This is a genomic window from Telluria sp. BA11 (genome assembly GCF_056680305.1).
The window spans coordinates 620,970-640,165 of the sequence record NZ_CM155275.1; the positions used below are offsets into that span (position 1 = coordinate 620,970).

General features: G+C 64.5%; 16 protein-coding genes. 10 read left to right on the forward strand and 6 right to left on the reverse strand.

Going from position 1 to position 19,196, the window contains the following annotated elements; translation table 11 throughout:
- Nucleotides 1–191: 191 nt before the first annotated feature.
- From AC1MGT_RS02620 to tssA, 5 genes are all read left to right on the forward strand, one after another.
- On the forward strand, nt 192–1,409 hold the full coding sequence (locus AC1MGT_RS02620) for an efflux RND transporter periplasmic adaptor subunit (protein WP_499502893.1): 1,218 nt from the start codon (nt 192–194) through the stop codon (nt 1,407–1,409).
- A gap of 6 nt (nt 1,410–1,415) precedes the next feature.
- Entirely contained in the window at nt 1,416–4,589 is a 3,174-nt protein-coding gene (locus AC1MGT_RS02625) for an efflux RND transporter permease subunit (protein WP_499502894.1), read from the forward strand.
- Between the two features lie 7 nt (nt 4,590–4,596).
- Entirely contained in the window at nt 4,597–5,277 is a 681-nt protein-coding gene (locus AC1MGT_RS02630) for a winged helix-turn-helix domain-containing protein (protein ID WP_499502895.1), read from the forward strand.
- A gap of 14 nt (nt 5,278–5,291) precedes the next feature.
- The gene (locus AC1MGT_RS02635; protein WP_499502896.1) at nt 5,292–6,728 is read left to right on the forward strand and encodes a sensor histidine kinase; all 1,437 of its coding nucleotides are present in this window, start codon (nt 5,292–5,294) and stop codon (nt 6,726–6,728) included.
- Nucleotides 6,729–6,806: 78 nt separating this feature from the next.
- The gene (tssA, locus tag AC1MGT_RS02640) at nt 6,807–7,910 is read left to right on the forward strand and encodes a type VI secretion system protein TssA (RefSeq protein ID WP_499502897.1); all 1,104 of its coding nucleotides are present in this window, start codon (nt 6,807–6,809) and stop codon (nt 7,908–7,910) included.
- A 448-nt stretch (nt 7,911–8,358) separates the two neighbouring features.
- On the opposite strand, the gene AC1MGT_RS02645 is transcribed toward tssA, so the two are convergent.
- Nucleotides 8,359–9,012, reverse strand: coding sequence for a YitT family protein (locus AC1MGT_RS02645; protein WP_499502898.1), 654 nt, complete (start codon nt 9,010–9,012; stop codon nt 8,359–8,361).
- Between the two features lie 351 nt (nt 9,013–9,363).
- Nucleotides 9,364–10,293: a LysR substrate-binding domain-containing protein gene (locus AC1MGT_RS02650; RefSeq protein ID WP_499502899.1), complete on the reverse strand. Its 930-nt coding sequence runs from the start codon at nt 10,291–10,293 to the stop codon at nt 9,364–9,366.
- Between the two features lie 94 nt (nt 10,294–10,387).
- On the opposite strand from AC1MGT_RS02650, the gene AC1MGT_RS02655 reads away from it, so the two are divergent.
- Together AC1MGT_RS02655 and AC1MGT_RS02660 are read left to right on the forward strand one after the other, a co-directional pair.
- The gene (locus AC1MGT_RS02655) at nt 10,388–11,470 is read left to right on the forward strand and encodes a tartrate dehydrogenase (RefSeq protein ID WP_499502900.1); all 1,083 of its coding nucleotides are present in this window, start codon (nt 10,388–10,390) and stop codon (nt 11,468–11,470) included.
- Nucleotides 11,471–11,533: 63 nt separating this feature from the next.
- On the forward strand, nt 11,534–12,016 hold the full coding sequence (locus tag AC1MGT_RS02660) for an RDD family protein (RefSeq protein ID WP_499502901.1): 483 nt from the start codon (nt 11,534–11,536) through the stop codon (nt 12,014–12,016).
- Here the strand turns inward: AC1MGT_RS02660 and AC1MGT_RS02665 are convergent, their stop codons facing one another.
- On the reverse strand, nt 12,017–13,183 hold the full coding sequence (locus tag AC1MGT_RS02665; protein ID WP_499502902.1) for a mandelate racemase/muconate lactonizing enzyme family protein: 1,167 nt from the start codon (nt 13,181–13,183) through the stop codon (nt 12,017–12,019).
- A gap of 96 nt (nt 13,184–13,279) precedes the next feature.
- Here AC1MGT_RS02665 and AC1MGT_RS02670 point away from each other — a divergent pair, with 96 nt between their 5' ends.
- Complete coding sequence (locus tag AC1MGT_RS02670; protein ID WP_499502903.1) at nt 13,280–14,173, forward strand: LysR family transcriptional regulator; 894 nt, start codon at nt 13,280–13,282, stop codon at nt 14,171–14,173.
- 108 nt (nt 14,174–14,281) lie between these two features.
- Here the strand turns inward: AC1MGT_RS02670 and AC1MGT_RS02675 are convergent, their stop codons facing one another.
- Together AC1MGT_RS02675 and AC1MGT_RS02680 are read right to left on the reverse strand one after the other, a co-directional pair.
- Entirely contained in the window at nt 14,282–16,483 is a 2,202-nt protein-coding gene (locus AC1MGT_RS02675; RefSeq protein ID WP_499502904.1) for an NADP-dependent malic enzyme, read from the reverse strand.
- 141 nt (nt 16,484–16,624) lie between these two features.
- Nucleotides 16,625–17,518 (reverse strand): LysR family transcriptional regulator, encoded by an 894-nt coding sequence (locus AC1MGT_RS02680; protein WP_499502905.1) that lies wholly within the window; start codon nt 17,516–17,518, stop codon nt 16,625–16,627.
- Between the two features lie 81 nt (nt 17,519–17,599).
- Between AC1MGT_RS02680 and sugE the strand changes: the two genes are divergently transcribed.
- Together sugE and AC1MGT_RS02690 are read left to right on the forward strand one after the other, a co-directional pair.
- On the forward strand, nt 17,600–17,920 hold the full coding sequence (sugE, locus tag AC1MGT_RS02685) for a quaternary ammonium compound efflux SMR transporter SugE (protein ID WP_258834692.1): 321 nt from the start codon (nt 17,600–17,602) through the stop codon (nt 17,918–17,920).
- A gap of 214 nt (nt 17,921–18,134) precedes the next feature.
- Nucleotides 18,135–18,344 carry a cold-shock protein gene (locus tag AC1MGT_RS02690; protein WP_258834693.1) on the forward strand — a complete coding sequence of 70 codons (210 nt, stop codon included), beginning with the start codon at nt 18,135–18,137 and terminating at the stop codon, nt 18,342–18,344.
- A 224-nt stretch (nt 18,345–18,568) separates the two neighbouring features.
- Here the strand turns inward: AC1MGT_RS02690 and AC1MGT_RS02695 are convergent, their stop codons facing one another.
- Nucleotides 18,569–19,156: a nitroreductase family protein gene (locus AC1MGT_RS02695; protein ID WP_499502906.1), complete on the reverse strand. Its 588-nt coding sequence runs from the start codon at nt 19,154–19,156 to the stop codon at nt 18,569–18,571.
- Nucleotides 19,157–19,196: the final 40 nt, after the last annotated feature.

Sequence of the window (19,196 nt, forward strand, 5' to 3'; positions counted from 1 at the left end):
TTATTGCCTTGTATCCGGCTTTATTGTTCGCTCATAGTTGCGCAGGCGTTCAAAGCTCGGCCCTGTTCGACGCTGGCAGCGTTAACATTAACGATATTTAACGAATTAACCACCCGCGCTTAAGCCTGCGCCGGGCATAGTCGAAGGTAGGGAACAATACGCTCTCCACCTTGCAAACGGATCCGACACCCATGCCCTCGATGACCCTTCCGCGCCGCCCGGCGCTGGCGACCGCCATAACGGCCGCCGCGCTGCTCTCCGCCTGCGGCAACGACCCCAAGCCTGCCCCGCCTGCGGTGCCCGAAGTCGCCATACTGACCATGGCCACCACGAACGTGGCGCTGAACATCGCCCTGCCCGGCCGCACGGCGCCGTTCCTGCTGGCCGAGGTCCGGGCCCGGGTCGACGGGATCGTGCAGGAACGCCGCTTCACCGAGGGCGCGGACGTGCGCAAGGGCGAGCCGCTGTACCTGATCGATCCGGCGCCGTACCGCGCCGCCGTCAAGAGCGCCGAAGCCGAGCTGCAACGGGCGCAGGCGACGCTGGCCAGCAATGTCTCGCAACTGAACCGCAACCGCGTGCTGGTGAAGGAAAATGCGGTCAGCAAGCAGGAATTCGAGACTGCCGAAGCAGCGCAGCTGGAAGCAGCGGCCGATGTCGCAGCGGCGAAAGCAGCCCTGGACGTGGCGCGCATCAACCTCGGCTACACCACCGTGACCGCGCCGATCGCGGGCCGTAGCAGCGTGTCAGCCGTGACCCAGGGCGCGTATGTGCAAGGCAGCGCCGCCACCCTGATGACGACGATCCAGCAGATCGACCCGATGTACGTCGACCTGCAGCAATCGAGCAGCGAAGGCCTCGCGCTGCGGCGCGAGATCGCCGCCGGTCGCGTGCGCATGGAAGGTACCGATGCCGCCAAGGTCAGCCTGCAGCTGGAAGACGGCAGCACCTACAGCCGCAGCGGCACGCTCGCGTTTTCCGGTGTGACGGTCGACCAGGCCACCGGCTCGGTCACGCTGCGCGCGCGCTTCCCGAACCCCGACAAGCTGCTGCTGCCCGGCATGTTCGTGCGCGCGAGCGTCAGCCAGGGCGTGCGCCAGGGGGTCATGCGCGTGCCCGCGACGGCCGTGACGCGCACGCCGCAGGGCACGGCCACCGTGATGGTCGTCGGCCAGGACAACAAGGTCGCACTGCGCACCGTGCGCACCGGCGCGCTGGTCGATGGTTTCTGGCTGGTCGACGACGGCCTGAAGGCCGGCGAACGCGTGATCGTCAGCGGCGTGCAGAAGCTGCGGCCCGGCACCGTGGTCAGGGCGGCCGCGCCGGCAGCGCCAGCCAGCGCCGCAACAGCCAGCGTCGCAGCACCAGCGGCGGCGCCGGCCGCGGCCACCGCCGCGCGCCAGGAATAATCCAAGATGCCAAAGTACTTCATCAACCGTCCCATCTTCGCGATCGTCATTTCGCTGCTGATCATGCTGGCCGGCGGCATCGCGCTGCTCAAGATGCCGATCGAGCAGTATCCGCCGGTCTCGCCGCCATCGGTGCAGATCCAGGCGACCTTCCCCGGCGCGTCGGCCGAGACCATGCAGAACACCGTGATCCAGGTGATCGAGCAGCAGATGACGGCGATCGACAACCTGCTGTACATGCAGTCGACCAGCGATGACACGGGCCAGTCGACGACGTCGCTGACGTTCGCCGCCGGCACCGATCCCGACATCGCCCAGGTCCAGGTGCAGAACAAGTTGCAGGCGGCGGTCCCGCGCCTGCCGAGCGAGGTCCAGCAATCGGGCCTGCGCGTGACCAAGTCGACGTCCGACTTCCTGATGGTGGCGGCGTTCGTCTCGGACGACGACAGCATGACCAAGTTCGACATCGCCAACTACGTCGCCTCGAACATCCAGGATCCCCTCTCGCGCATGCCGGGCGTGGGCAGCATGAACCTGTTCGGCACCCAGTACGCGATGCGCATCTGGCTCGACCCGGTCAAGCTGACGAGTTTTGCACTGACGCCGATCGACGTGACGGACGCAATCCGCGCCCAGAACGTGCAGGTTTCGGGCGGCCAGTTGGGCGGCCTGCCTGCGGTGCCAGGCCAGACCCTGAGCGCCACCATCAACCAGGCGACGATGTTGCGCACGCCCGAGGAATTCAAGCGCATCCTGGTCAAGGTCCAGCCGGATGGATCGTCCGTGCGCATCGGCGACGTCGCGCGCGTGGCGCTGGGACCCGAAAACTACAACGTCGATGTGCGCTACAACGGAAAGTCGGCGTCAGGCCTGGGCATCCAGCTCGCGCCGAACGCCAATGCGCTCGACACCGCGGATGCCGTGCGCGCACGCCTGGAAGAGCTGGGCGAATTCTTCCCGCCCGGCCTGCGCACCGTGTATCCGAACGACGTCACGCCCTTCATCGAAACGTCGATCAAGGGCGTGACCCACACGCTGATCGAGGGCATCGTGCTGGTGTTCCTGGTCATGTACCTGTTCCTGCAAAACTTCCGTGCCACCCTGATCCCGTCGATCACGGTGCCGGTGGTGCTACTGGGAACCTTTGGCATCATGTCGGCGCTGGGCTTTACCATCAATACGCTGTCGATGTTCGGCCTCGTGCTGTCCATTGGCCTGCTGGTCGACGATGCGATCGTGGTGGTGGAAAACGTCGAGCGCGTGATGCACGAAGACGGCTTGCCGCCGAAGGAAGCGACGATCAAGGCCATGAGCCAGATCACCAGCGCGCTGATCGGCGTGGCCCTCGTGCTGTCGGCCGTGTTCGTGCCGGTGGCCTTCTCGAGCGGCACGGTGGGCGCAATCTACCGCGAATTCTCGCTGACGGTCGTGGCCTCGATGCTGCTGTCGGCATTCATCGCGCTGACGCTCACGCCGGCGCTGTGCGCGACGATGCTCAAGCCGGTCGACCCGGACCACCATGAAAAGAAGGGTTTCTTCGGCTGGTTCAACCGCTCGTTCGACGCGACGCGCGACCGCTATCTGGGCGGCGTGACCCGCATCCTGGGCCGGCGCGCGCTGTGGATGGTGGTATACCTGGTGCTGATCGGCGCCGTCATTGCGCTCTTCATGCGTCTGCCGGGCGGCTTTTTGCCGAAGGAAGACCAGGGCTATATGTTTGTCCAGGTGCAGACGCCGGCGGGCAGCACGCAGGAAACGACAGGCCGCGTGCTGGAAGAAATCAGCCAGTATCTGCTGAAAAATGAGTCGAGGATGGTCGAGGCAACGCTGATCGTGAATGGCGCCAGCCAGCCGCAGCGCGGCCAGAACCAGGGCCGCCTGTTCGTGCGTCTGAAAACCTGGGATGAGCGCAAGGACGACGCGTTGGGCGTGTCGGCGCTGGCCAATCGGATTACAGCGCGCTACGCCAACTACCAGGGGGCGACCATCAACACGGTCGAACCGCCATCGATCCGCGGCCTGGGGTCGGCCAGCGGCTTCTCGCTGCAGCTGCAGGACCGCGGTGGCAGGGGGCACGATGCGCTGGCCAAGGCGCGCGACCAGTTGCTCGAGCTGGCGCGCAAGGAACCCAACCTGCAGCGCGTGCGCTTCACGGGCCAGGCCGATAACGCCACCTACAAGATCGATATCGACCGCGAAAAGGCCGCCGCGCTGGGCGTGAACCTGACCGAAGTCGACCAGACCTTCTCGACGGCCTGGGGCTCGCGCTACATCAACAACTTCCTCGACACGGACAACCGCATCAAGCGTGTTTACGTGCAGGCCGATGCCCAGTTCCGCATGAATCCGGACGACATCAAGCTGCTCTATGCGCGCAATGGCGCGGGTGAGATGGTGCCGTTTTCGAGCTTCGCCAGTGCGCGCTGGGCCTGGGGTTCGCCAGCGATGGCGCGCTACAACGGCATCGAGTCGGCCGAAATCCTCGGCCAGCCGGCGCCCGGTTTCAGTACCGGCGAAGCAATGGTAATCATGGAGCGCCTGGTGGGCGAACTCCCGGAAGGCATCGGCTTCGAGTGGAGCGGCATCTCGCTGCAGGAGTCGCAAGCCGGCTCGCAGGCGCCGCTGCTGTATGCGCTGTCGATCCTGGTGGTGTTCCTGTGCCTGGCCGCGCTGTATGAAAGCTGGGCGATCCCGATCTCGGTCATCATGGTGGTGCCGGTCGGTATCCTCGGCGCCCTCAGCGCAGCGACGGCCTTCGGCATGGAGAACGACGTGTTCTTCCAGGTGGGCCTGTTAACTACCATCGGCCTGTCGGCCAAGAACGCGATCCTGATCGTCGAATTCGCGCGCGAACTGCAGATGCAGGGCATGGGCATTGTCGAAGCGGCGCTGGAATCGGCCAAGGTGCGACTGCGCCCGATCATCATGACGTCGATGGCGTTCATCCTGGGCGTGCTGCCGCTGGCCTTGTCGAGCGGCGCCGGTTCGGGCAGCCAGAACGCATTGGGCATCGGCGTCATCGGCGGCATGCTGACGGCGACATTCCTGGCCACGTTCCTGATTCCGCTGTTCTACGTGATCGTCGCGTCGCGGGCCAAGACGCCGACCCACATCGACGACACCCCTGCCGACGGCGAGGCGGCCGCGGAAACGTCTGAACCGCAGCCGCAAGCGCATTGAGGTTGCCGTGAAACTGCTCCTCATCGAAGACAACGAGCGCGTCGCGCGCTTCGTCACCAAAGGTTTGAGCGAAGCCGGGCACACGGTCGACCATGCCGACAATGGCCGCGACGGCATGGTCTACGCCGTCAGCGAGCCGTATGACGCGATCGTCATGGACCGCATGCTGCCCGGCGGGATCGATGGCCTGGCGCTCATCGAAACACTGCGCCAGCAGGGCAATCGGGTGCCGATCCTGATCCTCAGCGCCCTCGATGGCGTGGACGATCGCATCCGCGGCCTGCGCGCTGGCGGTGACGATTACCTGACCAAGCCGTTCGCGTTCGGCGAACTGCTCGCGCGCCTGGACGCCCTGCTGCGCCGCTCGCAAAGCCAGGCCGTCGAAACCGTCATGACGCTGGGCGACCTGAGTGTGGACATGCTGGCGCACCGTGTCACGCGCGCCGGCAAGACCCTGGCACTGCAGCCGCGCGAATTCAAGTTGCTGGCCTATCTGCTGCGCCATGCGAACCAGGTCGTCACGCGCACGATGCTGCTCGAGAATGTGTGGGACTACCACTTCGACCCGCAGACCAATGTCATCGATGTCCACATCAGCAAGCTGCGGCAAAAAATCGACGCTGGCTTTCCTTCGGCCCTTTTGCGCACAGTGCGCAATGCCGGCTACATGCTGACCGACCAGCCTTGAGCGAGGCGCACACGATGCTCAGGCTCCCCAGTTTTTCCGCACGCACGATCGCCATCGGTTATGGCTTCGTGACGCTGCTGGTGCTGGCGATGTTCGCCGGGCCGCTATGGTACGCGTGGCATACCAATATCGGCGAAGTGCGCAGCCAGTTGCTCAAATCCGATGCCCAGCATCTGAGCAACCTGTTCATCCGCCAGGGCCCGCCCGCGCTGGCCGCAGCGATCGACAGCCAGGTCCACGGGGTAAACGACGGCGTGCGCAAGATCATGCTGTTCGTCGCGCCCGATGGCACCAAGCTGGCAGGTAACCTGCAGGCGTGGCCCGAGGGCGTACCCGACCGCGATGGCCTGTGCCGGGTGACGATCGTGGTCGACGACGTGCCACGCAACGTGGAGCTGGTGCGCGTGACGCTGGAAGACGGCTACCGGCTGCTCGTGGCCAGTAACCTGAATCGCTTCCAGAAGCTCGAACGCCTGTTTGGGTATGGCTTGCTGGGCTGCGCGATCACGGTGCTGCTCAGCGCCGCGCTGGGCGGCATCATGATCCGCCGCGCGCTGCTGGGCCGCATGCAGGGTATCAGCGACACCACCGCTTCGATCATCGAGGGCAAGCTGTCGCACCGCCTGGTCGAACCGGGCGATGGCGACGAGCTGCAGCAACTGACGCGCACCGTGAACCGCATGCTCGACCAGATCGAGCATCTGGTGACCGGCGTGCAGGATGTCTCGAACGCGATCGCGCACGACCTGCGCACGCCGCTGTCCGAACTGCGCGCGCGGCTTGAGGAGTTGTCGGTGGCGCGGCCAGCGCCGGACGAAACCTTCGTCGAGATCGACGCCGCGATCGATGACGTCGACCGCGTGATGGGCATCTTCAATGCCTTGCTGCGACTGGCCGAAATCGACAGCGGCAGCCGGCGCGCCGGTTTTGTCGATGTCGACCTGGCGGCGCTGGGTGCCGAAGTGACCGAGTTCTACGCGCCGGTCGCCGAACTGAAGGACATCGCGCTGGGCTTTGACGGCCCGGACGACCTGCACGTGGTGGGCGACCCCGTGCTGCTGGCGCAGGCGCTGGGCAATATGGTCGACAATGCGCTCAAGTACGCGCCGGTGCGCGGCGCGATCGCGATCTCCGCACAGCGCATCGATGCCGACACGGTGCAGATCGTCGTGGCCGACAATGGTCCCGGCATCCCCGTGCACGAACGCACGCGCGTCATCGAGCGCTTCTACCGGGTGGACGCGAGCCGCGGCACGCCCGGCGTGGGCCTCGGCCTGAGCGTTGTCTCGGCAGTAGCGCGGCTGCATGGCGGCACGCTGACACTGGACGACAACCATCCCGGCCTGCGGGCCACGCTGCGTATCGGCGCCATGACGTTGGCGGCATCGAGCTCCACTCAATCTTCCGCTTCGGCTTCTGCTTCGGCTTCGGCTTCGGCTCCTGGCGCCTGACCGGCTGGCCGCATTTGCGCTACAGTGTGGCCTTTATTGGCGCCCCACTCTGTCGGGCCACATTCACGGGAGAGCCCCATGCCTGAACCAGTTCCACCCAACGGCGGCCTGACAAGACGCGCCGACGACCACTTCCTGCGCCACCTCGGCATCGCCTTCGAGGCGCTGGCAGCGCCGGTGGATTCCGCCAATCCGACAGGCCTGCCGGCCCGCGCAACGAGCGTGTACCGCGCCATCATCGAAGCGCGCCAGGGTGACGAAGATATCCAGCCGCGCGGGGTCTGGCAGCGGCAACCGAAGCGCTCGGACTGGCCGCATGTCAGCAACCTGGCCGCTGGTGCCTTGCGCACCCAGGGCAAGGACCTGCAACTGGCGGCGTGGCTGTGCGAGGCCCAGGTCCACGAACATGGCCTCGGCGCGCTGGCTCCCTGCCTGCTGCTGGCGCACACGCTGTGCGAGCGTTACCCAACCGCCCTGCATCCGCAACTGGAAACCGACGACACTGAAGCCCGCGCGAACATCCTGCGCTGGCTGGACCAGAAGCTGGCCCCGACGCTGCGCCAGTCACCGCTGTTCACAACGGAAGACGGCCGCGCTACGACGTGGGCCGACTGCGAACAAACCGCGCACGAGCTTGATGGCGACGCCACGACCCGCAGTACGCTGGCAGCAATGCCACCAGCAACCCTGACCGAGCGCATCACCGCACTGGAAGACGCGCACGCCACGATCACCCTGCTCCACGGCACCTTCAACACTCCCCAAAGCGCCACCGCACCGTGCCTGACGGCCATGGCAAACCAGGTACAGGCGATCCTCACGGCACTCCACAACGAACGCACCGGACGAGTCCCAGCACCAGCAGACGCGCCAACCGAAGCGCCAGCAGAACCGTCCGAAGCACCAACCACCGCAACCGCAACGAACACCCCCGCCCCCCACCACTTCCGCGACCGCGCCGACGCCTACGCCTGCCTCGCCGCCGCCGCCACCTACCTCGCCCACCTCGAGCCGCACAGCCCCACGCCCTACCTGATCAAGCGCGCCGTCGAATGGGGCAATATGAACACCGGCGCCCTCTACCAGGAACTCTTCATCCGCCTGGGCGGCCAACTGAGCATTTTCGACATGGTCGGCACCGACATGCTCCCCACCCCGCAAAAACCCACCCCACCCCAATAACCCAAATAAAAATTAGGGTCAGAGTCGAATTGTTTGCCAACTTCGATAAATCAATTGTTTATTAATTCGACTCTGACCCCAATTGATTTGCAAGATTAACTGCTGAGCTTAGGGTCGGAGTCGATTTGTTTGACAACTTTGGGTAATTGCCCATTAATTCGACTCTGACCCTAATTGTTTGGAATGATTTTCAGGAGCGTACCGATGCCCTTGGGCCATTAATTGCACAAGAGGCTTTGTCTGGTACGGGATAGCGCTAACAATCGCAAAAAATAATGAGGGTCAGAGTCGAATTGTTTGTCAATTTTTATAAATCAATTGAAAAACAATTCGACTCTGACCCTAATTCTCATGCAACGTTTTACGGGCTCATCTTTAAGAGACCGAATATGGCCGTTTGCTAAAGGCTATTACCCAACAATTCGACTCTGACCCTAATTGTTGGGGGTTAGCTGCCGAAGTAGCGGCCGGCGCGGTGCCAGGCCATGACCATGCCGCTCATGGCGACGGCGCTCAGGGCGGACCAGGCGACCTGGTGGGGGGCAACCAGCAGCAATGCCAGCGCCAGGATGACGCTGTCGATCATGATCTGGGTGCGGCCGGCGTTGATGTTGTATTGCTTTTGCAGCCACAGCGTGACGATGCCCGTGCCGCCGACGCCGGCGCCGTGGCGCGCGAGTGCGAGGATGCCCATGCCGCAGAAGGTACCGCCGCCCAGGGCTGCCACCGCTGGATGCACGCGGTCAATCACCAGTACAAATGGCATGATCTTGAGTAGGCCCATGATCATCGCGCTGCCGGCCAGCGACTTGATCGTGAAGCGCGCGCCCATGAAGAAGTAACCAAACAGGAAGAACGGCACGTTGATCATCATGAACAGCGTACCGACCGGCACGCCGGTCGAGTACGACGTCAACAAGGCGATGCCGGCGACACCGCCGGTCAGCAGGCCGGCTGCGTGCAGCAGCACGATGCCAATGACAACGAACAGCACGCCGACGACGATACCGTAGACGTCATCGAGCGTCGAATGCGGCTTGACCTCGATGATCGGACGCGATGGCTTGCTGGGAGAGCCTGGATACATGACGGACTGACTCACGCGCGCACCATCGCGCAGGCAGGACCGGACCGCGATGCGCACGTCGGCGCGAGCGATATCACCACGCAAGCGGGAAATTGGCGGCGCGGAGCTGCGCACACGGAATCGGCAAGCGTCGGGCTGGAGTTCATGGTCCTCGGATGATCGGATGGGTAAGAGAAGCTGCAGGCGGCGCAGGTCTGGTCAAAAGACGCAAACACGCAAGTTACGGCGCGCTACAGCCCGCCATTATCGCCCATGTTGCGGCGCAGTGTCGAGCTGCACGAACTCGCCATGTCGCGAATGAGCGAATGGATGGTGCGCTGCACCTTGCCGGTGCACGAACAGCGCCCATTGCGCCGCTGCGGTGCGCTACGCGACAGCATCTGGTGCCCGATCCGCGGCCATATCCGCCGCCAGTTCGCGCTCGAGAAATTCAACGCACACCCGCACCTTCGCCGAATTGCCCAGCCGCTGCGGATACACGGCCCACACATTGGCCTCCTGCGCAAACTCGGGCAGGATCTGCACCAGCTGCCCGGACGCCAGCAGCGGCTGCGCATGCCAGCGCGAGCGCAGCACGATCCCGGCGCCGTCCAGCGCCCAGCGCAGCGCGACTTCGCCATGATTGGTCGACAGCGCGCCCGACACCTTCACCGTCTCCTCACCGCCTTTCGCGCGCAGCCGCCACACGCCGAACGGATGATCGCGCTCCTTGATCACCAGGCACTGGTGGCCCGCCAGATCCTGCAGCGTGCGCGGGGTCCCGTGCTGCGCCAGATACGCGGGCGCCGCGCACAGGATGCGGTGATTGACCATCAGGCGCCGGGCGATCAGCTGCGGCGCGATCTCGTCGCCAATCCGCACGTCCAGATCGAACCCTTCAGCCACCGGATCGACCAGCCGGTCAAACACCTCGAACCGGATCTGCAGCGCCGGATACACGCGCGCCAGCCGGGCAATCGCCGGTGCGACGACCTGGCGACCGAAGCCGAAACTGCTGCAGACGCGCAGCTGGCCGCTGGGCGCCCGCCGCCGCTCGGCCGATTCCTCGATCAGGTCATCCAGGCTATCGAGAATTGCCTGCGCCCGTTCAAACGCCTGCGCGCCGTCCTCGGTGATGACGACGCGCCGCGTCGTGCGCTGGAACAGCCGCACGCCCAGCGCGGCCTCGAGCACCCCGATCCGCTTGCTGACATACGCCGCCGACATGCCGAGCGCCTGCGCCGCGCTCGCAAACGATCCCTGACGCGCCACGGTCACGAACACCCGCAAATCAGCATTCTCCAACAGATTATTCACGCTCCGTGTTCCTTAACACCACAAGAACCAGCATTATAAACGCACCGTTTTGCCTTATTCTTGACGCATTCAGATCAGCTCACAGGAGACACCCATGAAAACCCACAAGATCGCCGTGATCGCCGGCGACGGCATCGGCAAGGAAGTCATGCCAGAAGGCCTGCGCGCGCTGGACGCCACCGCCAAACGCTTCGGCATCCACCTCGAATTCACCACGTTTGAATGGGCCGACTGCGACTACTACGTCAAGCACGGCAAGATGATGCCGGACGACTGGCGCGCGCAGCTCTCGGGATTCGAGGCCATTTTCTTCGGCGCGGTCGGCATGCCCGACATCGTCCCCGACCATATCTCGCTGTGGGGCTCCCTGCTCAAGTTCCGGCGCGAGTTCGACCAATATGTGAATCTGCGCCCTGTGCGTTTGATGCCCGGCGTGCCCTGCCCGCTCGCCAACAAGAAGCCGGGCGACATCGACTTCTACGTCGTGCGCGAAAACACCGAGGGCGAATACTCGTCGGTTGGCGGCAAGATGTTCGAAGGGACCGATCGCGAATTCGTGCTGCAGGAATCGGTTTTCACGCGCCACGGCACCGACCGCATTCTCAAGTATGCGTTCGACCTGGCCCAGAGCCGTCCTAAAAAACACCTGACCGCCGCCACCAAATCGAATGGCATCTCGATCTCGATGCCGTACTGGGACGAGCGCGTGGCCGCCATGGGCGAGCAGTATGCCGATGTCAAATGGGACAAGTACCACATCGACATCCTGTGCGCGCGCTTCGTGATCTCGCCCGAACGCTTCGACGTCGTGGTGGCCTCGAACCTGTTCGGCGACATCCTGTCGGACCTCGGCCCGGCCTGCACCGGCACGATCGGCATCGCGCCGTCGGCCAACCTGAACCCGGACCGCACCTTCCCGTCGCTGTTCGAGCCGGTGCACGGTTCGGCCCCCGACATCTACGGCAAGAACATCGCCAACCCGATCGCGATGATCTGGTCGGGCGCGATGATGCTCGAGTTCCTGGGCCAGGGCGACGCCAACTACACGGCTGCGCATGACGCCATGCTGGGCGCGATCGAGCGCTGCCTGGTCGAAGGCCCGCGCACGCCCGACATGGGTGGCACAGCCAACACCACTGACGTGGGTCAGGCCGTTACGCGCTACCTCACGACTTAAGCCACGCCCCGGTTGGCCAGTGCTATTGTGGAGGTTCTTACAGCACAACCAACCGGAGCCCCCATGCAGCCGCACGAATCGACCGAACTGGAATACGTTGGCTTCTGGGCGCGCACCGGCGCGGCGCTCATCGACAGCATCCTGGTGATGATCGTCGCGCTGCCACTGCTCTACGCGATCTACGGCGCCGCGTATTGGGACAGCACAGAGATGGTCATGGGCCCGGCCGACTTCATCATCAACTGGCTCCTGCCGGCCGCCTTCGTACTCGCGCTATGGATCAAGCTCTCGGCCACGCCGGGCAAGATGGCCGTTGGCGCGATCATTGTCGATGCGCGTACCGGCGGCAAGCCAAGCACGCGTCAGTTCATCATCCGCTACCTGGGCTACTACGTCTCGATGATCCCGCTGTTCCTGGGCATTCTCTGGGTCGGCTTCGACGCGCGCAAGCAGGGCTGGCACGACAAGATCGCTGGCACCGTGGTTGTGCGGCGCAAGGGCGGCGCGACACAACCCGTCAAATTCGACGCCACTGACCCTGCCTGATCATTCGGTCAGGCGCCGCATCTGCGCAATCAGATCGGCCTTGCCTTCAAAACCAATCCCCGGCAGATCGGGCATCGTGATGTGCCCATTCTCGACCTTCACGCCATCCGGGAAGCCGCCGTAGGGCTGGAACAGGTCGGGATACGATTCGTTCCCGCCCAGCCCCAGGCCGGCCGCGATATTCAGTGACATCTGGTGCCCGCCGTGCGGGATGCAGCGCTTGGCCGACCAGCCGTGCTCCTTCAGCATGTCGAGCGTGCGCAGATACTCCACCAGGCCATAACTGAGCGCGCAATCGAATTGCAGCCAGTCGCGGTCAGCGCGCATGCCGCCGTGGCGGATCAGGTTGCGCGCGTCCTGCATCGAGAACAGGTTCTCGCCCGTGGCCATCGGATTGGCGTAGTAGTTGCGCAGCGTCGCCTGCAGCTCGTAGTCGAGCGGGTCGCCCGCTTCTTCATACCAGAACAGATCGTACTGCGACAGCGCCTTGGCGTAGCGGATCGCCGTGTCCAGATCGAAGCGGCCGTTCGCGTCGACCGCCAGCTTCTGGCCGTCGCCCAGCACACTCAGGATCGAATCGATGCGGCGCAGGTCTTCGTCAAGTGAGTCGCCGCCGATCTTCTTCTTGACCACCGTGTAGCCGCGATCGAGATAGCTGCGCATCTCGTCTTTCAGCTTGCCGTGGTCCTGCCCGGGATAATAGTAACCACCGGCCGCATACACGAACACGCGGCGCTCCGGCTGGCCATTCCCATAGCGGTCGGCCAGCAGCTGGAACAGCGGCACGCCCGCGATCTTGGCCGTCGCATCCCACACCGCCATGTCAATGGTGCCGATGGCCACCGAGCGCTCGCCGTGACCACCCGGCTTTTCGTTGGTGAACATCGTCTGCCAGATCTTGTGCGGGTCGAAATTCGCGCCCGTGTCGTCCTGCAGCGCGGCCGGATCTGCCTCGAGGATGCGCGGGATGAAGCGCTCGCGCATCAGCGTGCCCTGGCCATAGCGGCCGTTGGAGTTGAAGCCATAGCCGATCACGGGCTTGCCGTCGCGGATCACGTCGGTCACCACGCCGACCACGCTCAGCGTCATCTTGCTGAAATCAATGTAGGCGTTACGGATCGGGGAGCTGATCGGAACGGTCTGCTCGCGGATGTCGACGATTCTCATGGCGGTGTCTTTCGTGTGCTGGTTGAACGAGACACCAGATTATTCGCTGCGAAGGCGGTTATGATTGAATCACTTTCACAAGATTCTTCACCCAAAGTGAATAATGACCTCGCCTCCCATCTCGAATTCTTTGTGCTGCTGGCCCGCCACGGCAGCCTGAGCGCCGCTGCGCGCGCGCTCGACCTCACGCCGCCGGCAGCTACCAAACGCCTGGCACAGCTCGAAGAACGCCTCGGCGTGCGGCTCGTGAACCGCACCACGCGCACCAGCAGCCTCACGCCCGAGGGCGAAACCTATCTGCACTACGCGACGCGCATCCTGGCCGACCTGCACGAGATGGAGGAAGCGGTATCGAGCACGCGCGCCGTGCCGCGCGGCCTGCTGCGCGTGAATGCATCGCTCGGATTCGGGCGCACGACGATCGCGCCGCTGGTATCCACCTTCGCGCAGCGCTATCCACAGGTGGAGGTGCAGCTCGACGTCACCGACCGGCCGGTAGACCTCGTCGCAGACGGCATCGACCTGGCGATCCGTTTCGGCGACCTGCCCGACCAGCGGCTGGTCGCGCGCCGCATCATGTCGAACCGGCGCCTCCTGTGCGCGTCGCCGCGCTACCTCGAGCGGCATGGCATGCCGGCCAGCCTGGCCGATCTGGCCAGCCACCGCTGTATCGTGCACCGGCAGAACGACGAGGCGCACGGCGTCTGGCGCCTGGAACATGAAGGCCGCGCGGTGTCGGTTAAAGTTCAGGGTGCGCTGTCGAGCAACGACGGCGACATCGTGCTGGGCTGGGCGCTCGATGGCCACGGCATCCTGGTGCGCTCGGAATGGGATCTGGCGAAGTACGTCGACAGCGGCCGGCTGCGCATCGTGCTGCCCGGGTACGCGCAGCCCGAGGCCGACCTGTTCGTCGTCTACCCGAGCAAGCGCCGGCAATCGGCGCGGGCACGCGCCTTCATCGATTTTCTGGTGGCGCACTTCGGCGCCTGACATCGCGCTGCTCGGACGCAAAAACGGCCCCGATCGGGGCCGTTTTGTTGACAATGTTGCTGACAATTCTTCTGACAACGCACCGGGGCGCGGCCCCGGAGATTGTCTTTACTTCACGGCCGCCGCTGCCAGCGCCGTCATGTTGACGATGCGGCGCACGGTGGCGCTCGGGCTCAGGATGTGCACCGGCTTGGCCGCGCCCAGCAGGATCGGGCCCACGGTCACGCCCTTGCCTGCGGCGACCTTGAGCACGTTGAACAGGATGTTGGCCGCGTCCAGCGACGGCATCACCAGCAGGTTCGCGCTGCCTGAATAGCCGGCGTCGATCTTGTACAGGTCACGGATTTCTTCCGACAGCGCAGCGTCGCCGTGGATTTCGCCGACCACGGCCAGCTCGGGCGACTGCTCGGCCAGCAGCGCGCGTGCTTCGCGCATGCGTTTGGCCGACGGCCGCTCGGACGAGCCCTGCGACGAGTGCGACAACAGCGCCGCCTTCGGCTCGAGGCCGAAGTGCTGCAGCGTCTCGGCTGCCAGGCGCGTGATGGCGGCCAGCTCCTGGGCGCTCGGCTGCTCGTTGACATACGTGTCGGTGATGAACAGCGTGAACTTGTCGAGCACCAGCGCGTTCATCGCGGCCAGCACTTCGGCGCCCGGCGCCACGCCGATCTCGCTGCGCACATGCTCCAGATGGTCGTCGTAGCAGCCGGTCATGCCGCAGATCAGTGCGTCGACCGTACCCGCCGCCAGCAGGCGCGTGCCCTGCAACGTCGTATCGGCTTCGGCCGCAACAACGGTGTAGTCGGCGCCTTCGCGCAGGCGCAGGCCCGCATCCTTGATGGCGCGCTGCAGGACCGACGTGTCGCCGATCAGCACCGGATGGGCGATGCCCTCGTCGACCACGGCCTGCACCGCGCGCAGCACGCGTGGCTCGGTTGCTTCGGCGTAGGCCACCTTGCGCACGTCGGCGCGCGCCTTATCGAACACCGGCTTCATGAAGAAACCGGTGTGATAGATCATCTGGCCCAGCTTGTCGCGGTAGGCGTCCATGTCGGTGATCGGGCGCGTTGCCACGCCCGATGCGGCAGCTGCTTCGGCCACGCGTGGTGCGATCGCGCCGAGCAGGCGCGGATCGAACGGCTTCGGAATGATGTACTCGGGGCCAAAGGCCAGGTCCTGGCCTTCATAGGCCAGCGCCACGACGTCGCTCGCTTCGGCTTCGGCCAGTTCGGCAATCGCCGTCACGCAGGCGAGCTTCATCTCGTCGGTGATGCGCGTGGCGCCGCAATCAAGCGCGCCACGGAAGATGTACGGGAAGCATAGGACGTTGTTGACCTGGTTCGGGTAGTCCGAACGGCCCGTGGCGATGATGACGTCCGGGCGCGCGGCCTTGGCCACTTCAGGACGGATCTCAGGTTCCGGATTGGCCAGCGCCAGGATGACCGGCTTGTCAGCCATCGTCTTGACCATCTCGCCCGTCAGCACGCCGGCGGTCGAGCAGCCCAGGAACACGTCGGCGCCCTGGACGACATCGGCCAGCACACGCGCATCGGTCGCCTGCGCATAGCGCGCCTTGTTCTCTTCCATATTGGCGTCGCGGCCCTGCCAGATCACGCCGCGCGAGTCGACGACGTAGATGTTCTCTTGCTTGACGCCCAGCAGCACCATCATGTCCAGGCAGGCAATCGCCGCCGCGCCGGCGCCGGAGGCGACCAGCTTGATCTGGCCGATGTCCTTGCCGACGACTTTCATCGCATTGAGCAGCGCAGCGGTCGAGATGATCGCGGTGCCGTGCTGGTCGTCGTGGAAGACCGGGATGTTCATGCGCTCGCGCAGCTTCTTCTCGATGTAGAAGCACTCCGGCGCCTTGATGTCTTCGAGGTTGATGCCGCCGACGGTCGGCTCGAGCATCGCGATGGCGTCGATCAACTTGTCCGGATCGAGTTCGTCCAGTTCCAGGTCGAACACGTCGACACCGGCAAATTTCTTGAACAGGCAGCCCTTGCCTTCCATGACCGGCTTGGCGGCCAGCGGACCGATATTGCCCAGGCCGAGCACCGCGGTGCCGTTGGTGATCACGGCCACCAGGTTGCCACGCGACGTGTAATCGAACGCGGTGGCCGGATCGGCGGCGATTTCTTCGCAGGCGTATGCCACGCCCGGCGAATACGCGAGCGACAGGTCGCGCTGGTTCGACAGCGGTTTGGTGGCGATGACTTCGATCTTGCCGCGGGTGGGGCTGCGGTGGTATTCCAGCGCGTCGATCCGCAGTTGGGTGTTCTGTGCTTCGTTCAGCGTACTGTCGGTGCTCATGTTCTTCCTATGCTTATTGGGTGATGCGGCGTGGGAGGCGGGGCCGCCACAAGGCGCGCGCGCAACGATCCTCCCATTGTTGGGCAAACATTCTAGCCGAACCGACACCATCGCGTGCGCGACCGGTTCCCGCACGATCGTTCACATTTGCTGTGCGTTCAGCAGTCCGATGAAGCGCGTTGCCGCCATGCCCAGCGGCCGTTCTTCGGTCCATACGATGTCGACGAAGAAGCGCAGCACGTTGGTGAGATTGGCCATGGGGATCTCGACCAGGTCGCCGCCCTGCACGGCCTCGCGCACCTGGCTCGATGGCAGCCACGCCCAGCCCAGGCCCGCCTTGACCAGCGCCAGCGCGGCGATCGGGCTATCGGTCTTCCACTGCAGCGACGACATTGCGATGCGCTGGTCCACCTGGCCGGTGTCGCGCCCCGCCACGATGATCTGGCGCTGCAGCAGCAGATCGGTGTCGCGCACCTGCGCCTGCTCGGCCCCCTTGAACATCGGATGGGAGCGCGCCGCCACCGCCACCAGGCGCTCCTCGGCCACCTCCTGGAATGCCTGATACGGCGCCGCGCCGTAACGTTCGAACACCAGCGCCAGGTCGGCACGCCCGCTGCGCACCATGGCCAGTGCATCGGCCTGCGGCGCGGTCAGCACTTCGACCTGCAGCAGCGGATGCTCGAGTGCCAGCGCGTGCAGCGCGGCGCTCCATGGCACGGTGCCCAGCAGTTCGGGCACGAGCGCCAGCGTCAGCGACGCTTCCAGGCCGCGGTTCAAAGACAGCGCATGCACGTTCAGGCGCTGCAGTCCCTCGGCCAGCAGGCGCGCCTGCGGCAGCAGCGCCAGCGCCTGCGCTGTCGGCACCGGATTGCGACCGGTGCGGTCGAACAGCTGCACGTCGAGCTGCGCTTCGAGATTTGCGATCGCCATGCTGACGGCCGATGGCACGCGACCGAGCGCGCGCGCGGCCGCTGAAAACGAGCCATGGTCGATCGCCGCCAGGAAGGCCTTTACGTTGTCGAGGTCAAACGCCATCGTTCAATTCCATTGATAGGTGCTGACTTTTTTCATCACCAGATTCGACATAGTATCGAGCCTCACGCAATCGGAGGCAATATGGTCTGGATACTGCTGGTCCTTGCAGGACTGTTTGAAATTGTCTGGGCCGTTGGCCTGAAATACACGGAAGGCTTCACACGCCTGTGGCCAACGGTCGGCACGGTCGCCGCCATGATCGTCAGCTTCGGCCTGCTCGCCCACGTGCTCAAGACGCTGCCAATCGGGACCGCCTACGCAATCTGGACGGGGATCGGCGCCGTCGGCACGGCGCTCGTGGGCATCATCGTGCTTGGGGAATCGGCGTCACCGGCGCGGCTGGCGTGTATCGGCATGATCGCGGCGGGCATCGTCGGGCTCAAGCTCGTTTCTGCACACTGAGATCGATTCGGGGAATCAATCAAGAAATGACTAGGACATTCTGGAAAAGCCGTGTATCTTCAACGATGCACCACATCAAGTCGTTGTTATTGTTGGCTTTTCTCTCCCGCCTCGCCCCTTCCGGCAGTCCAGTTTGATTCCCCCGCTTTTATCTTCTCTTGGTTGAACGTGCGTATTGGGCGATTTTGCCCATGTCACTGCAAAGGAATTCAACATGACTACCCAAACCGGCACCGTAAAATGGTTCAACGACGCAAAAGGCTTCGGCTTCATCACGCCTGATGGCGGCGGCGACGATCTGTTCGCGCATTTCCAGGACATCCAATCGGAAGGCTTCAAGAGCCTGGCCGAAAATCAGCGCGTGTCGTTCGAGCGCTCGACCGGCCCTAAAGGCGAAAAAGCCGGCAACATCTGCGCAATCTGATGCTGCTGTCGTGACGCCGCAGCGCGCACCACGCAGATAGCGTGGGCGAAGCCGCAGCGCACATTGAAAAGCCCGCCAATCGGCGGGCTTTTTGCTGTCTGGGCGTTCGGGGGTCGTTGAACGCGTGGACGGGAAACCCGTCCACCCTACGTCAGGTCGGTGGCATGACGACAGTCCCCATGCCGGTAGGGTGGACGGCTCTGCCGTCCACGCGTTCAAACATATTACAAACTGCTGAGAAACTGCCTCAAATCCGGCCGCGCGCGCGGCGCCTTCACGGTCGACGCGGTACCCAGACCGATGAAGCAGATGGCCCGCTCGTGCGCCTCCAGCCCAAGCAACGTGCGCATGCCAGCAAAATCCATCGCCGCGCCGCTGGCCAGGCCACTTGCAAAGCCCAGCAACTGAGCTGCCACCAGCATGTTCTGGATGGCGCAGCCAAGCGACACCAGTTTTTCGTGCGCCGGGATGATGGTGCCCGGTTCGTCGCTCAGCACCGCCACCAGCAGACATGGCGCGCGCAGGGCCTTGTCGTGCGCCGTGGCGAGCGCCTCGTCGCCGCAGGCCGGATCGCGCGCCAGGACGGCAGCGGCGAACACGTCACCCAGCAGATGCCGCTTGTGCTGCGGGATCAGGATGAAGCGCCACGGCCGCAGCAGGCCGTGGTCAGGTGCCTGCGCACCGGCTTCGACGATGTGCAGCAGGGCCGCGTCGTCCGGGCCGGGCGCGACGAGACGGCGCAGCGTGTAGTTGCGCCGCGCGGCCAGGATGGTCAGGAAATCGTCGGCGCCAGCCGGATACTCGGTTTGCATGGCGCCAGTATAGCGATAGCGCCGCCTACTCGCCGGGATG

Bases quoted from the DNA above. Each gene is read 5' to 3' on its own strand.
- AC1MGT_RS02620 (WP_499502893.1), top strand. From the start codon at position 192: ATGCCCTCGATGACCCTTCCGCGCCGCCCGGCGCTGGCGACCGCCATA.
- AC1MGT_RS02625 (WP_499502894.1), top strand. From the start codon at position 1,416: ATGCCAAAGTACTTCATCAACCGTCCCATCTTCGCGATCGTCATTTCG.
- AC1MGT_RS02635 (WP_499502896.1), top strand. From the start codon at position 5,292: ATGCTCAGGCTCCCCAGTTTTTCCGCACGCACGATCGCCATCGGTTAT.
- tssA (WP_499502897.1), top strand. From the start codon at position 6,807: ATGCCTGAACCAGTTCCACCCAACGGCGGCCTGACAAGACGCGCCGAC.
- AC1MGT_RS02655 (WP_499502900.1), top strand. From the start codon at position 10,388: ATGAAAACCCACAAGATCGCCGTGATCGCCGGCGACGGCATCGGCAAG.
- AC1MGT_RS02660 (WP_499502901.1), top strand. From the start codon at position 11,534: ATGCAGCCGCACGAATCGACCGAACTGGAATACGTTGGCTTCTGGGCG.
- AC1MGT_RS02665 (WP_499502902.1), bottom strand. From the start codon at position 13,183: ATGAGAATCGTCGACATCCGCGAGCAGACCGTTCCGATCAGCTCCCCG.
- AC1MGT_RS02675 (WP_499502904.1), bottom strand. From the start codon at position 16,483: ATGAGCACCGACAGTACGCTGAACGAAGCACAGAACACCCAACTGCGG.
- AC1MGT_RS02680 (WP_499502905.1), bottom strand. From the start codon at position 17,518: ATGGCGTTTGACCTCGACAACGTAAAGGCCTTCCTGGCGGCGATCGAC.
- sugE (WP_258834692.1), top strand. From the start codon at position 17,600: ATGGTCTGGATACTGCTGGTCCTTGCAGGACTGTTTGAAATTGTCTGG.
- AC1MGT_RS02690 (WP_258834693.1), top strand. From the start codon at position 18,135: ATGACTACCCAAACCGGCACCGTAAAATGGTTCAACGACGCAAAAGGC.
- AC1MGT_RS02695 (WP_499502906.1), bottom strand. From the start codon at position 19,156: ATGCAAACCGAGTATCCGGCTGGCGCCGACGATTTCCTGACCATCCTG.